Raw genomic sequence first — 13,615 nt, forward strand, 5'->3', positions numbered from 1 at the left:
CCGTGTCGGCCCGCGCCGGCCGGCCACAGGTCACGGTTCGGTCTCGTACGGCACTTCGTCACCGGAAACGTAGGAAGCGCTCAGCCTCGCTTCGTACGCTCCCCCGCTATGGGGACCCAACTGCTCCGAGTCGGACCGTTCGCCCGACGCCGGCTGGAGCGTCTGGCGCGCCGGGATGCGGAGGCTGTGCGATCGCGCAGCGCAGAGGCGACCGCTGGGCGCGGAGTGCCGGACACGACCGAGGGGGCACCGCTCGGAGACGAGCCGACGCCCACGGTCGCCGCCCTCCAGGCCCGCGCGAACGCGTACGCCCACCGCGAGGAGCAGCGCTTCCTCGCCCGCTCCCGACGCGATCTCGCCGAGCAGCACGAGCTGTCCCACGCACTCGCCGCCGACCTCGACGCCTACGACGAGCGGCTGGACGCCCTGCCGCCGGCCGACCGCGGCTCGGCCGGCATCGCGGAGGGCGAGGGGGTCCCTTTCGAGGAGCTCCGCCGGCTGCGCCGCCGGATCGCCGCACGCAACGCCCGGACGGAGGAGCTCGGCGCCCGGATCCACGCCCGCTTCACCGCCGCGCGGCTGCGCGCGACGCGTCACTTCGATCGTTCTGACGAGAAGATCGCCGTCTACTGGGGCGCGTACCTGCGGGCGATGCCGCCGCGACCTGCGCCCGTCCGGGCGCCGGCGTTGCGCCGCGCGGATTCGCTCGCCGGACGGGAGACCTCCGTCGAGCGCTGGCATCCTGCGGGCTCGGTGCAGCCGTTCGCATCAGCCACACCACCATCCACCGAACCGGGGAGCATCGATGCGTCAACGTGACCGGACCACCGAGTACCGGGTCCCTTCCACCGCGGGACTGCGGCGGCGACTGCTCTGGCGACTGCGCCGGATGCGCGGCGCCGTCGACGTCGAGACGCTGGAGGTCTTCGAGCACGAGCTGGCCGCGTTCGAGCGCGTCGGGGTCGCCGACCTGGAACGTCAGCGCACCCGCAATGTCTCGGAGTGCTCCGCCCGCCTGGCCGAGGCGCAGTCCCGGGTCGAGCTGATCCGGCACGCGCTGGAGCGCACCGAGGCCGACATCCGCCGCGCCGAGCAGGACGCCGCCCGCCTCGACGCCAAGCTCGCCGGCGGCGACCCCGAGCTGCACAGTTACGCCTAGGAGGACCGCATGCCGAGAGACATCGTCACCAAGCCCCCGAGGGTCCGCCCCAGCGTCGGGCATCTGTCGCCGGCCGCGCACGTCCTGGTCTACGTGCTGCTGCTGGCCATGCTCGCCGTCGACTACCTCCTGCTCGCGCAGGCTCTGACGCTGCTGCTGCGGAACGACAGCCAGTACGGCTCGATCGGGCTGCAGATGTACGTGATCACGCTCGGGATCTCGCTCGCGGTCGTCTCGTTGCCGCACGTGGCGGCGATCCTGCTGCGACGGGTGCAGGCGCGCGTGATGTCCCGGGGCTGGATCGTGGTTTCGGTCGCTCTGCTGCTGGTCTGGGCGGCGCTGCTGACGGCGATCACGGTCGCGCGGATCAAGGCGGGCATGGACGCGGCGAGCTCGGGGGCCTCACCGGCCTGGTCGGCGGCGGCACGACGACCGCGCCCGGGTTCTCGTGGACTGCACCCGACACGCTGATGGCCTTCCTCATGCTCGGGGTGCTCACCACCTCGGGGACGATCAGCTTCGTCGTCGCCTGGCTGACGACCCGGCCGCTGCTGGCGGCCGCGGAGAAGGCGCACGCGCACGTCGCGAAGCTCCGCACCCACCGCGACCGGCTGCTCGCCGAAGCGGTGAAGGCGGAGGAGGCCGCCCGCCACGCGGCCCAGCTCGACGCGCACGACGCCGTCCGTTACACGGGAGCCCGCGTCACCTTCCACTCGCGGGTGGACGTCATCCGCGCCCGCCTCGCCACCAGCCTCGCCCAGCGCGAGCGGGACCCGGAGAGCACGAGCCAGCTCATCCGTGAGCTCCGCGCCCGCCGCGTGGTCGAGGCCACGGGACCGGCGCCTGCGGCGGGGCAGGAGGCGGCGGCCACGTGGCCGTCGTCGACCACCGGGCTGGAGCGATGATGCGCGCCCGGTCCATCCGCGCGTTCGTCGCCGTCGCCGGAGTGCTCGCCGTGGGCGCAGGTCTCGCCGCGTGCACGTCGGCGACCGCTGCCGGGCAGGCCTGCGACCAGTCGCACAAGCGCAACCTCGGCGTCGTCGCGGGGAGCACCGCGAACGCGCCCGCCGTCGTCGTTCCCGCGAGCGCCACCGCTCAGCTCAAGGCGGCCGGGACCACCAACGGCAGCGTGACGGTGGTCATCCCCTCGGGGACCCCGCAGACGATGGGAACCACGTCCCTGGGTTCCACCGCCCAGGACGCGATCGTCTGCCAGAACGACCAGCGCACGAAGCTCACCCAGATCGGCACGTACCTTGCAGGCCTCAAAGCCGCCTCGCCGGAGGTGGACTTCCTCGGCGCGATCGGCCAGGCCGCCCGTGACCTCGGCGACCATCCGCTCGGCGTGCTCGTGATCGGCAGCGGCATCCAGACCGCAGACCCTCTGAACTTCGCCGGTAGCGGCCTGCTCTATGCCGACCCGGCGCAGGTGGTCTCCGACCTGCGCTCACGGAACCTCCTTCCCACCGACCTCACCGGCGTCACTGTCTACTGGTCCGGCATGGGCGACACGGCTGGAGCACAACAGCCGCTCACGGTCCCTGCGCGCAGCAACCTGACCGCTCTCTGGACCGCCGTGATCAAGGCCGCGGGCGGGACCCTCTCGCTGCTGCCCGAACCCGCGTCCGGCGCGGCCGCGACCGGGCTGCCGGCCGTGACTCCGGTCCCGGTGGCGGCCGTCGCGACGAAAACGGACTGGTCGCACCCCGTGGTCATCCGCAACAGCGACCTCCACTTCGTCAAGGACACCGCGACGTTCTCCGACCCCTCGGCAGCCCAGCAGCTCCTGTCGGCACTCGCGCCGTCGATCGAACAGAGCAGCGGCGTGATCACTGTCACCGGCACCGCGTCCAAGGACCAGGCCACGAGCAACACCGCCGACACCGCGCTGTCGCTGCACCGGGCGAACGCCGTGAAGGCCGCCCTGGTGTCGCTCGGCGTGCCGGAGGCGAAGCTCACGACGGCCGGCGTCGGCTTCCAGTGGTGCGGCTGGCAGAGCGAGACGGACGCATCCGGCTCCTACTCCGACGCCGTCGCCGAACAGAACCGCTCCGTCATCCTCACCTCCCCCGGTGTGTCGCTGTGCGGCTGAGCGGCCGACTCACTGGCTCCCCTCACTAACATCCCCCACGAATATTCCCCACCGCCTTTCCCCGCCGCCTTCCCCCCGCCTTTCCCCACCACCTCCTCCACCGCCTTTCCCCGCCGAGGCTGGCTCAGTCGACGCGGGCTGACACCCGCGCCGCTCCTCGCCGTCCCGACGGCCACGGAGCGAGTCCATCGCGAGGCGCGAACCAGGCACGATCCCGTCAGGTGCTCGGTGTCGGAGCCGCGGTCGCCGTCGTGCCTTTCTTCGCCGCCGCCGCGAGGTGGACGATGCGCGTCGCCGAGACGGAGTCGCCACTGCGAGCACCGATCACGCCGATGCGGTCGCCGACCGCGAACGACGACGCGGTGGCCGGCTTCTTCGCTGTGCCGAACGTGGTCCTGGACCCGACGGTGACCGTGACCGTCGCGCCGGCGGCGGACTGGATCGTCCACGTGCCGCCGGAGATGGCCGTCAGGGTTCCGACTGTGCCGTGAGAGCGCTTCTGCTTCGCGCTGCCGGCGCCGCCCTTCTCGGCGTGCACCGCCGTGTTCATCGCCGCGGGCGCGGCGGAGCCTCCCCCGCGACGGCCGCAGAGACGCCCCAGGCCGTCCCGCCTGCGACCACCACGATCGCGAGCGCTGCCGCAGCGATCGAAAGCGCGACCGCGTGCCGACGCAGGAACGACGTGCGATCCGGTTCACCCGACTTCATCGAATCCGTGACCGCCCGGCCGGCGGTGGTCACGCTCGCAGCGCCTGCCGGAACAGCGCCCGGCATCGCAGCCTGACGCGCGTCCACCGACCCCAACGGCACGGTGTCTCCCACAACGCCGCCGTGCGCCTCCACCCACCAAGGCAGCGGTTCTGTCGGAAGCTCCCGGCCGCTGTCCGGCTCGCTCCCGACTCCCCTCGCAGCGTCGTCAGCATCATTCCCCGTGACGCTTTCGGCGTCGTTCTCGGCGTCATTCGTGTTCATGCCTCAACGCTGACAGGCGTAGATCAGGGCGATGCTCACGGAATGTCAGAGGAAGGTAAAGCCACCCGGAATTCGGTGCCGCCGCCCTCCACTGCGGACACGTTGATCCAGCCGCCCAGCCGGCCGACGAGCGCCCGCGCGATCGACAGGCCGAGGCCCGTTCCGACCGGCCGGGCACCCCGATAGCGGGCATGGAGCGCTCCGCGGTCGAACGCGACAGCGGTGTCCTCCGCGCTCAGCCCGGGCCCGCGGTCACGGACCGCGAGCTCGACCACCCGCTGCGGGGACAGGCCTCCCACGATGACGATCTCCGTGCCGGCCGGCGCAACCCGCAGAGCGTTCTCCACGAGTCCGTCCAGGACCTGTCGCAGCCGCATCTCGTCGGTGTGGACCGGGATCGGGTCGTCCGGCAGCGCTGCGCGCAACGCCACCTCCGCTCCTCCGGCGGCACCCGCCCACGCCCGCACAACAGCGCCGACCGTGTCACGGGCATCGAAATGCGTCTTCGTGATCGTGAACTCGTCGGCCTCCAGCCGGGCGAGCTCCAGGAGATCGTCGAGGAACCTCCGCAGCCGCTCGGATTCCGCGGAGAGCGTCCGCCCGGCCTCCGCCACATCCGCCGGCGGGATGACGCCGTCCGCCAGCGCCTCGGCGTAGCCACGGATCGCCGTGAGCGGTGTGCGGATCTCGTGCGAGACGGAGAGCAGGAACTCTCGCTGGCGGTCCTCGCTGGTCGCGAGCGCGGAGTCGAGCGTGCCCAGCGCCTGAGCGATGTCGTCGATCTCGGCGACCGACTGGGGCTCGATCCGAACGTCGCGCCAACCCCCGGCGAGAGCCCGCGCGACGTCGGCCAGCCGACGGAGCGGACGGGCGAGGAGGCGCGCGAGGAGCACACCCGCCACGGTGGCGGCCGCGAGGCCGATCGCGAGCGCGAGCAGGATGCCGCGCAGCAGATCCGCGTCGCCCGCCGCGATGTCCGCCACCTTGCGCACGCCGACGATCCCGCCGCCGTTCGGACCGGGGATGCCCACGAGCACCGCGTCCTTGCCGTTCAGCGTCGTGTTCGCCGAGACCGCCTTGCCGTCCTGCAGTTTCCGCACCACCTCCTCGCTGATGGAGCCGCGTGCCGATCCGGTGACCGTGCCGTCCGGTGAGATGACGGCGAATCGATCGCCGACCACGCCGACCCGACCTTCAGCCGCACGTCCGGAGGCGACCAGCGCCGTCGCCTGCGCCTTGAGCTGCTGACGCGCCTGGTTCTGCTCCACCGTCTGCACCACCTGGACTGCGACCAACGCCGTCACCAGCACGGCGATGAGGGCCACGGCGAAGGTGACCAGAACGAATCGGGCGCTCAGCGAACCGAGCAGCCGCCTGCGTTTCGCCACGCCGCTCAGCCCTCGTCCGCCACGCTGTAACCGACTCCGCGGACCGTGCGGACGATCCGCGCGGCGTCGCCGAGCTTGAGGCGCAGCTGCGCGATGTGCACGTCGACGGTGCGACTGCTGCTGTAGTTCGCGACTCCCCACACCGACGACAGCAGTTGTTCACGGGTGAACACGCGTCCGGGCTGGCTCATCAGCCGGTCGAGGAGGTCGAACTCGGTAGCCGTCAGCTCCACTCTGCCTGCCGCGGTCTCCACCCGCCGTCGCGCGCCGTCGATGTGCACGCCGCCCACCGTGCGGGTGGGGGCCGCGATCGGCCCCGCCGCACGCCGCACCATCCCCTTGACGCGCGCCACGAGCTCGCGCGGCGAGAAGGGCTTGGTGAGATAGTCGTCGGCGCCCAACTCGAGGCCCACCACGCGATCGACCTCGTCGTCGCGCGCGGTCACGAAGATGACGGGGGTCCAGTCGTCGCGCGCTCGCAGGGCGCGGCAGACCTCGATGCCGTCGAGGCCCGGGATCCCCACGTCGAGCACGATGGCCGCCGGCCGCAGCCGCTCGACCGCGGCCAGGGCCTCCCGCCCGTTGGACTCGACGTGCACCCCGAACCCCGCGCCGGACAGGTACAGCCGTTCCAGCTCGACGATGGAGGCCTCGTCCTCCACGACGAGCACCAGCCCTCTGTCCTCACTCACCTGACCATCTTCCCTGGTCGCGCGACTCCACACGGCTGTTTCTCCGCGCCCTTACCGTTTCCTTACATTCCTCTCTCACAGCCTGAACACTCCGCGCGTTGACTCTGTCCATGTCCACTTCCACCCGCCTCCGCAGCCCGATCGCGCTGCTGATCGCGTTCGTCGCAGCGCTCGTGCTCGCAGCCGGCACCGCGGCGGCGACGGCTGCGGCTGTCGCGTCCTCGGCCCCGCCTCCCCGCGTCGACACGACCGGCTTCCCCTCCGGCGGCTCCAATCCGGGCATCTTCACCGACACGTGCACGCGGTCCACGACCGCGCCGAACGATCCGATCATGATGCCGGGCATGATGGGGAGGTCGATGCAGCACGACTTCTACGGCAACCCCGCGGTGAACGCCTCTTCCACCGCGGCGACGCTCCGAGCCGGCTCGACGACGTGTTCGACGTCTGCCGACGCGTCGGCGTACTGGACGCCCGTCGTCTACCAGAACGGCACAGCACTCGTGCCGCAGCGCACGCTGCTCTACTGGCGCACCCCGGCCGGCATCGCGTCATCCACGCGCACCATGCCGGAGGGCATCAGCCTGATCGCCGGCGACGAGACGGCGACGACCCCGCAGAGCACCTCGATCATCGACTGGACCTGCACCACGACGGCCTCGAACCCTCGACCGGGGAGGGGGTCGCTGCCGCACGACTGCCCGTCCGGCTCGCAGCTCCGGCTCGTCATCACCTTCCCGAACTGCTGGGACGGCCACACGATGGACGGCCGCGATCGCTCCGGCGCGGTCTATGCCACGAGCACAGGGTGCCCGGCATCGCATCCCGTGCACATCCCGCAGATCGTGCTGCACGTCACATATCCCAGCTCGAGCGGTGCAGGGATCACTCTCTCGACCGGGCCGCAGACGCAGGGGGCGCCGGTCACCGGTCACGCCGACTTCGTGAGCGGCTGGCAGCAGAGCAGGATGGACGCCGACGTGGCCGCCTGCGACACGGCGCAGGTGCGATGTGGTCCGGTGAAGGGTACGGACGCGACACCGCAGGGCGGGAAGGTCACGGTGCGAAAGGGGTAGGCCAGTCGGGACTCGTAACGAGGAAGGGGGTCAGGAGGTGTGAGGCGGCCCAGAATTCGTTCGCTCGACTCCCTGTACATTTCCATACGAACGCAACACAATGACATAACATGAGCCACCCTCATGTAATCCGGACTCCCGATCAGCGATTACGCATCTTCGTCTCGTCCACTCTGCAGGAGCTTGCGGCGGAGCGCCGTGCCGCCCGGACGGCCATCGAGCGGCTGCACCTCGCTCCCGTCATGTTCGAGCTCGGCGCGCGGCCGCATCCGCCTCGGGAGCTCTATCGTTCGTACCTCCAGCAGTCCGACGTCTTCCTCGGGCTGTACTGGGAACGCTACGGCTGGGTGGCGCCCGACGAGCAGGTCTCGGGGCTCGAAGACGAGTACAACCTCTGCCCCGACGACGTGCCGCGGTTGCTGTACGTGAAGGCGTCCGACCACCGCGATGAGCGGCTCAGCGGTTTGCTCAACCGGATCCGCGACGACGATCGGGCCGCCTACAAGTACTTCGAGACCTCCAAGGAGTTGGCCCGGCTGATCGAGGCGGATCTCGCCATCCTCCTCGCCGAGCGGTTCGATCAGAGCAGGCCCCTGACCTTCGACGAGCAGGAGTCGTCGCGCGCGGCCATCGTGCGGTCGGGGCCGGATCCGGCCGTGGCGGATCCCGTTCGCTTGCCGGTCCCGCTCACGGGGCTGGTCGGGCGTCAACGCGACATCGCCGCCATCCGCGGGATGCTCGCCGCCGGGACCCGGTTCGTGACGCTGGTCGGTCCGGGCGGGATCGGGAAGAGCCGGCTGGCGATCGCAGCAGCCCGCTCGTCGGCGCCGGACTTCGAGGACGGCTCCGTGTTCGTCGATCTGTCCGCCGTCCACGACCCAGAACGCGTGCCCAGCCGCATCGCGCAGTCCCTGGGCGTCCGCGACACCGGAGACGCGCCCATCACCGAGAACCTGGCGACCGCGCTGCGCGAGCGCAGTCTCCTGCTCGTGCTCGACAACTTCGAGCAGGTGGTGGAGGCCGCTCCCGTCCTCACCACCCTGCTCGCGGAGGCGCCCGAGCTCGCGATCCTGGTCACCAGCCGTGTGCTGCTGCGGATCAGCAGCGAGCAGAGCTACGACGTCGAGCCGCTCGCCGACGAGCAGGCGGTCGACCTCTTCGTCCAGCGCGCCCACGCCGTGAAGCCGGACTTCGAGATCACGGCCGACAACGAGGAGGACGTCGAGCGGGTCTGCGAGGCACTCGACGGGGTGCCTCTCGCGATCGAGCTGGCAGCGGCACGCGTGCGGGTGCTCTCCCCTCCGAACTGCTGGACCGGCTCGACCGGCGACTGTCCGTGCTGGTCGGTGGCCCGCGGGACCTCCCGGCCCGGCAGCAGACCATCCGGCGGACGATCGAGTGGAGCACGCAGCTCCTCGACAGCGATCAGCGGAAACTGCTCGCCCGGCTGGGGGTCTTCGAGGGCGGCTTCACCCTGGAGGCCGCGGAGTTCGTGGGGGCGGCGAGCGCGGAATGGCGCGGCGGAGGCAACGGCGTCGTCCCCGACAACCACCCCAGCACCGACCCCGGCAGTCCCGCGAGCGGCCGCGCCGGCCCCGGCACGAGCGACCGCACCAGCGCCGAGACAAGCGGCTTCGGCGACTCCGGTTCCGGCTCCGCCGCCGACGTCCTCGAGAACCTCGCCGCGCTCGTCGACAGCAGCCTGGTGGGGCAGCACGACAGCGACGACCGGCCGCGGTTCTCCATGCAGGCGATCGTCCGCGAGTACGCACGGGAGCAGCTCGCACGGAACGGCGAACAGCCGGCGACCCGCGACGCCCACGCGCGCTACTTCCTCGCGCTCGGCGACGACGCCGAGGACGACCTCCGTGGAGCCGGGCAGCGTCGGTGGATGCGGCGGCTCGGCGACGAGCGCGACAACCTGAGGGCGGCCGAGCGGTTCCTGCTCGACGGCCACGACTGGGATCGCGCCGCGCGCCTCGCCTTCAGCCTCTACCTGTACTGGTGGGTCACCGGCCTCCTCGGCGAGGTGCGCACCTGGATGGAGGAGGCGCTGGCGTCCGGCGACGAACTCGAACCGCACACCCGCGCCGTCGCGCTCTACTTCAGCCGCACCATCATGTTCTGGAAGGACCCGGACGGCAGCGTCGCCGCCGACCTCGCCGAGAGTATCGAGCTCTTCCGGCGGACCGGCGACCCGAACGGCGAGGGTATCGCCTCCATCTCGCTCGCCCTCGCCCTGCTCGCCGGCGACACGCCCGACACGGTGCGCGCCCGGAGGGTGATGGAGGCCGCGCTCGCCCTCTACCGGTCGACCGGCAGCGTGTGGGGCGAGTCGATGGCGCTGGTGCTCCTCGGACGCGTCGCGCTGCGGGAGGGCGACCCGGCGGAGGCGCAAGACCACTTCACCACGAGCCTCGCGCTCACGAACCGGTCCGGCGACCGCGTGGGCCAGCGGATCGCGTCGTACCACCTCGGCTGGACCGAGCTCATGCTCGGCGACGTGGCGGCGGCCCGGTCGGACTTCGCGCTGAGCGTCACGATCTCCGCGGCGGTGGGGCACCCGGAGGGCATCGCGTACGGCCTGGAGGGCATGGTCGCGGTCGCGGCGCTTTCGCACGACGACGAGCGGGCGGGCGAACTGGCCGGCGCGGCGCAGGCCCTTCGCGAGCGGAGCGGACTCCTCAACGGCCCGACGTTCACGTTCCACCAGCGCTACCTGGACGACCTGCTCTCCGGGCCGCATGGCGACGAGGTCGCCGCCGCCATCGCGGCCGGCCGCGAGCTCACTGTGGAGCAGGCGGTCTCGGAGGCGCTGGCGCAGGGACGCGGCGAGTTCGCGGAGGAGGATCGAGAGGACGGAGCGATCGAGCACTGACGTCGGGCGGCGCAGGACCGAGGACGACGCGCCGGAACGCTCGCCATCGGGTCGCAGAACCGAGCGCGCGGAGCGACTCGGATCAGTGCGACTCGGCCGCTGGTGCCCCGCACCACCGACGCGGGGTCGCTGCGTCTACGGCAGCACGATGTCGAAATCGGGATCCCCCTGATCCAGAACGCCGACCAACTGCGTCAGCACCCCGAGGTCGCCCTCCACCGTCAGCCCGTCCGACTCGGTGTCGCCGCCCACCAGCCGCAGCAGTCGCGGCTTCGTCAGCGTGAGGTGCAGCGGCGCCTCACCCGACGGCTCGCGCTCCACGTACACGAAGACCCCGTTGCGCAGGGTGAGGTGGAAACTGCGGCCCAGGTCGGTCAGCGTGATGTCGAACACCAGGTCGAGTTCCCACGCGCGCGGACCGTCGACGCGGATCGCGACCGAGTCGAAGAGCTGTTCCGGCGAGAGCTGGATGAGGATGGCCGGCGACGCCGTCGCGGTCGGGGTGCCGAAGTTGCCTTCGCGCAGCTCCCTCGCCCCGGAGAGGAAGAAATTGCGCCACGTGCCGTTCTCCGAACCGTACGCGAGCTGTTCCAGGGTGTCGGCGTAGAGCGCCGTGGCCGTCTCGTGCGCCGGCGAGGCGAACACCGCGTGGTCGAGCAGTGTCGCGGCCCAGCGGAAGTCGCCCGCGTCGTACGCCTGCTGCGCGAGTTCCACCACCCGATCCACGCCGCCGATCGCCGCGACGTACCGCTCAGCGAGCGCCTGCGGCGGGTGCGGCCAGAGCCGTGCGGGGTTGCCGTCGAACCAGCCCATGTAACGCTGGTAGACCGCCTTCACGTTGTGCGACACCGACCCGTAGTAGCCGTGCGTGCTCCACTCGGCGACGAGCGCCGGCGGCAGCGCGAAGTCCTCCGCGATCTCCGCTCCCGTGAAGCCCCGGTTGATGCCGCGCAGCGTCTGGTCGTGCAGGTAGCCGTAGAGGTCGCGCTGCACGCCGAGGAAGTGCCGGATGCGGCCGCTTCCCCACGTCGGCCAGTGGTGGGAGGCGAACAGCACGTCCGACCGGTCGGCGAAGCGCTCGATCGCCTCGGTCAGGTAGGCCGACCAGATGTGCGGGTCGCGCACGAGTGCCCCGCGCAGCGTGAGGAGGTTGTGGAGGGTGTGGGTCGCGTTCTCGGCCATGCACAGGGCGCGGTAGCGCGGCAGGTAGAAGTGCATCTCCGCCGGGGCCTCGGTGCCCGGCGCAAGCTGGAATTCGATGTCGACGCCGTCGACGGTGAGTGTCTGGCCGGTCTCCCGGATGTCGACGGTCGGGACGAGGACGCCGGGCACGCCGGTGGAGGTCGTCTGCCCGAGGCCGGCGCCCACCTGCCCCGCGGGTCCCTTGTCGAGCGCCGCGCCGTACATGTAGCCTGCGCGGCGGCCCATCGCGGTGCCGGCGTAGACGTTCTCGGAGATGGCGTGGCCCAGGAAGCCCTCCGGGGCCACGATCTGGACCTTCCTGCCCTCCAGGTCGGCGGCCTCCACCACGCCGAGCACACCGCCGAAGTGGTCGATGTGGCTGTGCGTGAAGATCACCGCCACCAGGGGGCGGTCGCCGCGGTGGGCGCGGTACAGACCGAGCGCGGCCTCGGCGGTCTCCTTCGAGATGAGCGGGTCCACGACGATCACGCCGGTGTCCGACTCGATGAACGACATGACCGACAGGTCGAACCCGCGCGCCTGATACACGCCCTCGACCACCTCGTAGAGACCGTGCTTGGCGACCAGTCTCGACTGCCGCCACAGGCTCGGGTTGACCGTGGCGGGTGCGTCCCCGTCGACGAAGTCGTACGCCGCGGCGTCCCAGACCGCGGTGCCGTCGGCGTCGCGGATCACGGGTTCCTCGAGGGTGCCGAGGAAACCGCGGTCGGCGTCGGCGAAGTCGTCCGTGTCGTCGAACGGCAGCGTGTCGTGGAGCACCCGGTTGGCGTCGGCGATCGAGGCGGTCGGATCGTTCTGCTTCATGGGGTCTCTCCCTCGGGGCCGTGCGGCACACGGTGCGCACCGTTACCGCCGAGGTTTCCTCAGGGACGCCCGAGGCGTCTAGCCCCTCTCCGCCGGATCGCGCCACATCGTCGTGACGGGAGCGTCGTCGATCACCGCGCGGAAGCGGCCCACCGGCCGGAAGCCGGCGCGCACGTAACGGTGGTCGTTCGCCGGGTTGGTCGACTCGAGGTAGGCGGGGAGCCAGTCCGCGTCGAACCGGGCGAGGTCCTCCGCGAGCAGTCGCTGCCCGATCCCCTGCCCGCGATGGGCGGGATGCGTCGCCAGAAGGCTCAGGTACATGTGGGCGGTCCCGTGCGGGTGGGCGTCGTCGAACAGCGCATAGAGCTGTTCGTACGCGGCGTACCGCTCCGGCGACAGCGTCGCGACCAGGAGCGCATCGAGGTCGCGCTCCTGCTCAGGGGTGAGCTCCTCCACGTCCGGCGGCAGCCACACGGCGACGGTGGCGATCTCCCCGCCCGGTCCGTCGAGGACCGAGACGTTCCCGTGGCCGACCGCGCCCTCCACGAAGAACCGCCAGAACGGGAGGAGGTGGCCGGTGCCGCCGTCCGCGGAGACGAGCGCGGGACCCCACACCGGGTCGTCTCGGAACGCGAGCGCGATGGTCGTGGCGACCGCGTCCACGTCGGCCGCGCGGGCGGTGCGTCCGTTCATACCGGCACTGTAACGGCGGCCGCCGACAACGGGGAGGCCGGCGCTCAGGAGTCACTGCGGATGCGGTGTCTCCCCCGCCTCCAGCATCCCGATCAGCTTGGCGAGGCGGTTGCCGCGGCTGGGCGCGCTTGGGGCCGTGACGATGCGGTGGATGACCGCGTAGCGGTTCGCCGCGTTGAGCGTCGCGAAGGTCGCGGCGGCCACCGCAGAGACCTCGAGCGCAGCCGCGAGGTCTTCGGGGACCTCCGCGGTGCTCGACGGCGCGTACGCGCGCTCCCAGCGGCCGTCCGCCTTGGCGCGCTCGATCTCGGCGTGACCGCGCTCCCTCATCCGGCCCTCCGCGATCAGCGCCTCCACGAGCCCGATGTTGCGCTGCGACCACAGCGACGCGGCGCGCCGCGGCGTGAACCGCTCGACGAATGTCGACGTGTCGCGGCTGCGCTTCCGCCCGTCGATCCATCCGCTGCACAACGCCTCGTCCACCGCTTGCGCGTAGCTGAGGGAGGTCGGGTCGGTCGTCCCCTTCTTGGCGAGCACCAACCACACGCCGTCCGAGGCGCTCTCGTTGGCGTCGAGCCACGCACGCCACGCGGCGGCGTCGGCGACGATCAGCTCGGCGGTGGCAGGCGGTGTCATCCCGCCACCCTAGAGCGCACCG

The 13,615-nt window shown here is 71.5% G+C and carries 15 protein-coding genes; 8 read left to right on the plus strand and 7 right to left on the minus strand.

Annotated elements, in window-relative coordinates:
- The first annotated feature begins 108 nt into the window (after positions 1-108).
- The 5 genes from ACR5MH_RS08105 to ACR5MH_RS08125 are packed head-to-tail and all read left to right on the plus strand — an operon-like array spanning position 109 to position 3,251.
- Positions 109-819: a hypothetical protein gene (locus ACR5MH_RS08105; RefSeq protein ID WP_431346774.1), complete on the plus strand. Its 711-nt coding sequence runs from the start codon at positions 109-111 to the stop codon at positions 817-819.
- The gene (locus tag ACR5MH_RS08110) at positions 806-1,159 is read left to right on the plus strand and encodes a hypothetical protein (protein ID WP_431346775.1); all 354 of its coding nucleotides are present in this window, start codon (positions 806-808) and stop codon (positions 1,157-1,159) included. The genes ACR5MH_RS08105 and ACR5MH_RS08110 overlap by 14 nt, the downstream gene beginning before the upstream one ends.
- Positions 1,160-1,168: 9 nt before the next feature.
- A complete protein-coding gene (locus tag ACR5MH_RS08115; protein WP_431346776.1) occupies positions 1,169-1,630 on the plus strand; it encodes a hypothetical protein in 462 nt (153 codons plus the stop codon).
- Complete coding sequence (locus ACR5MH_RS08120) at positions 1,630-2,064, plus strand: hypothetical protein (protein ID WP_431346777.1); 435 nt, start codon at positions 1,630-1,632, stop codon at positions 2,062-2,064. The genes ACR5MH_RS08115 and ACR5MH_RS08120 overlap by 1 nt, the downstream gene beginning before the upstream one ends.
- Positions 2,031-3,251 (plus strand): OmpA family protein, encoded by a 1,221-nt coding sequence (locus ACR5MH_RS08125; protein WP_431346778.1) that lies wholly within the window; start codon positions 2,031-2,033, stop codon positions 3,249-3,251. Before ACR5MH_RS08120 ends, ACR5MH_RS08125 begins: the two co-directional genes overlap by 34 nt.
- A 217-nt stretch (positions 3,252-3,468) precedes the next feature.
- On the opposite strand, the gene ACR5MH_RS08130 is transcribed toward ACR5MH_RS08125, so the two are convergent.
- The 4 genes from ACR5MH_RS08130 to ACR5MH_RS08145 are packed head-to-tail and all read right to left on the minus strand — an operon-like array spanning position 3,469 to position 6,303.
- Positions 3,469-3,801: a DUF5666 domain-containing protein gene (locus ACR5MH_RS08130; protein ID WP_431346779.1), complete on the minus strand. Its 333-nt coding sequence runs from the start codon at positions 3,799-3,801 to the stop codon at positions 3,469-3,471.
- A complete protein-coding gene (locus ACR5MH_RS08135) occupies positions 3,798-4,223 on the minus strand; it encodes a hypothetical protein (RefSeq protein WP_431346780.1) in 426 nt (141 codons plus the stop codon). Before ACR5MH_RS08135 ends, ACR5MH_RS08130 begins: the two co-directional genes overlap by 4 nt.
- Before the next feature lie 35 nt (positions 4,224-4,258).
- Positions 4,259-5,611 (minus strand): sensor histidine kinase, encoded by a 1,353-nt coding sequence (locus ACR5MH_RS08140; RefSeq protein ID WP_431346781.1) that lies wholly within the window; start codon positions 5,609-5,611, stop codon positions 4,259-4,261.
- Positions 5,612-5,616: 5 nt separating this feature from the next.
- Positions 5,617-6,303 (minus strand): response regulator transcription factor, encoded by a 687-nt coding sequence (locus tag ACR5MH_RS08145; RefSeq protein ID WP_431346782.1) that lies wholly within the window; start codon positions 6,301-6,303, stop codon positions 5,617-5,619.
- 110 nt (positions 6,304-6,413) lie between these two features.
- On the opposite strand from ACR5MH_RS08145, the gene ACR5MH_RS08150 reads away from it, so the two are divergent.
- The 3 genes from ACR5MH_RS08150 to ACR5MH_RS08160 all read left to right on the plus strand — a co-directional run bounded on the left by ACR5MH_RS08150 (position 6,414) and on the right by ACR5MH_RS08160 (position 10,257).
- Positions 6,414-7,379 carry a DUF1996 domain-containing protein gene (locus ACR5MH_RS08150; protein WP_431346783.1) on the plus strand — a complete coding sequence of 322 codons (966 nt, stop codon included), beginning with the start codon at positions 6,414-6,416 and terminating at the stop codon, positions 7,377-7,379.
- 110 nt (positions 7,380-7,489) lie between these two features.
- Positions 7,490-9,304: a DUF4062 domain-containing protein gene (locus tag ACR5MH_RS08155; protein WP_431346784.1), complete on the plus strand. Its 1,815-nt coding sequence runs from the start codon at positions 7,490-7,492 to the stop codon at positions 9,302-9,304.
- The gene (locus tag ACR5MH_RS08160) at positions 9,271-10,257 is read left to right on the plus strand and encodes a tetratricopeptide repeat protein (RefSeq protein ID WP_431346785.1); all 987 of its coding nucleotides are present in this window, start codon (positions 9,271-9,273) and stop codon (positions 10,255-10,257) included. The genes ACR5MH_RS08155 and ACR5MH_RS08160 overlap by 34 nt, the downstream gene beginning before the upstream one ends.
- Before the next feature lie 135 nt (positions 10,258-10,392).
- Here ACR5MH_RS08160 and ACR5MH_RS08165 read toward each other — a convergent pair whose 3' ends face one another.
- The 3 genes from ACR5MH_RS08165 to ACR5MH_RS08175 all read right to left on the minus strand — a co-directional run bounded on the left by ACR5MH_RS08165 (position 10,393) and on the right by ACR5MH_RS08175 (position 13,593).
- A complete protein-coding gene (locus ACR5MH_RS08165) occupies positions 10,393-12,264 on the minus strand; it encodes an alkyl/aryl-sulfatase (protein ID WP_433862486.1) in 1,872 nt (623 codons plus the stop codon).
- Positions 12,265-12,342: 78 nt separating this feature from the next.
- Positions 12,343-12,957: a GNAT family N-acetyltransferase gene (locus ACR5MH_RS08170; protein ID WP_431346787.1), complete on the minus strand. Its 615-nt coding sequence runs from the start codon at positions 12,955-12,957 to the stop codon at positions 12,343-12,345.
- Between the two features lie 51 nt (positions 12,958-13,008).
- Entirely contained in the window at positions 13,009-13,593 is a 585-nt protein-coding gene (locus ACR5MH_RS08175; protein ID WP_431346788.1) for a YdeI/OmpD-associated family protein, read from the minus strand.
- Between the last annotated feature and the right edge of the window lie 22 nt (positions 13,594-13,615).

This window comes from Streptomyces sp. L7 (assembly GCF_050990935.1).
In the GTDB taxonomy this organism is placed as follows: Bacteria; Actinomycetota; Actinomycetes; order Actinomycetales; family Microbacteriaceae; genus Leifsonia.

Coding starts and splice junctions, on each gene's coding strand:
- ACR5MH_RS08115 (WP_431346776.1), top strand. CDS start 1,169: ATGCCGAGAGACATCGTCACCAAGCCCCCGAGGGTCCGCCCCAGCGTC.
- ACR5MH_RS08110 (WP_431346775.1), top strand. CDS start 806: ATGCGTCAACGTGACCGGACCACCGAGTACCGGGTCCCTTCCACCGCG.
- ACR5MH_RS08135 (WP_431346780.1), bottom strand. CDS start 4,223: ATGAACACGAATGACGCCGAGAACGACGCCGAAAGCGTCACGGGGAAT.
- ACR5MH_RS08165 (WP_433862486.1), bottom strand. CDS start 12,264: ATGAAGCAGAACGATCCGACCGCCTCGATCGCCGACGCCAACCGGGTG.
- ACR5MH_RS08105 (WP_431346774.1), top strand. CDS start 109: ATGGGGACCCAACTGCTCCGAGTCGGACCGTTCGCCCGACGCCGGCTG.
- ACR5MH_RS08150 (WP_431346783.1), top strand. CDS start 6,414: ATGTCCACTTCCACCCGCCTCCGCAGCCCGATCGCGCTGCTGATCGCG.
- ACR5MH_RS08160 (WP_431346785.1), top strand. CDS start 9,271: ATGCGGCGGCTCGGCGACGAGCGCGACAACCTGAGGGCGGCCGAGCGG.
- ACR5MH_RS08130 (WP_431346779.1), bottom strand. CDS start 3,801: ATGAACACGGCGGTGCACGCCGAGAAGGGCGGCGCCGGCAGCGCGAAG.
- ACR5MH_RS08175 (WP_431346788.1), bottom strand. CDS start 13,593: ATGACACCGCCTGCCACCGCCGAGCTGATCGTCGCCGACGCCGCCGCG.
- ACR5MH_RS08170 (WP_431346787.1), bottom strand. CDS start 12,957: ATGAACGGACGCACCGCCCGCGCGGCCGACGTGGACGCGGTCGCCACG.
- ACR5MH_RS08120 (WP_431346777.1), top strand. CDS start 1,630: ATGGCCTTCCTCATGCTCGGGGTGCTCACCACCTCGGGGACGATCAGC.
- ACR5MH_RS08155 (WP_431346784.1), top strand. CDS start 7,490: ATGAGCCACCCTCATGTAATCCGGACTCCCGATCAGCGATTACGCATC.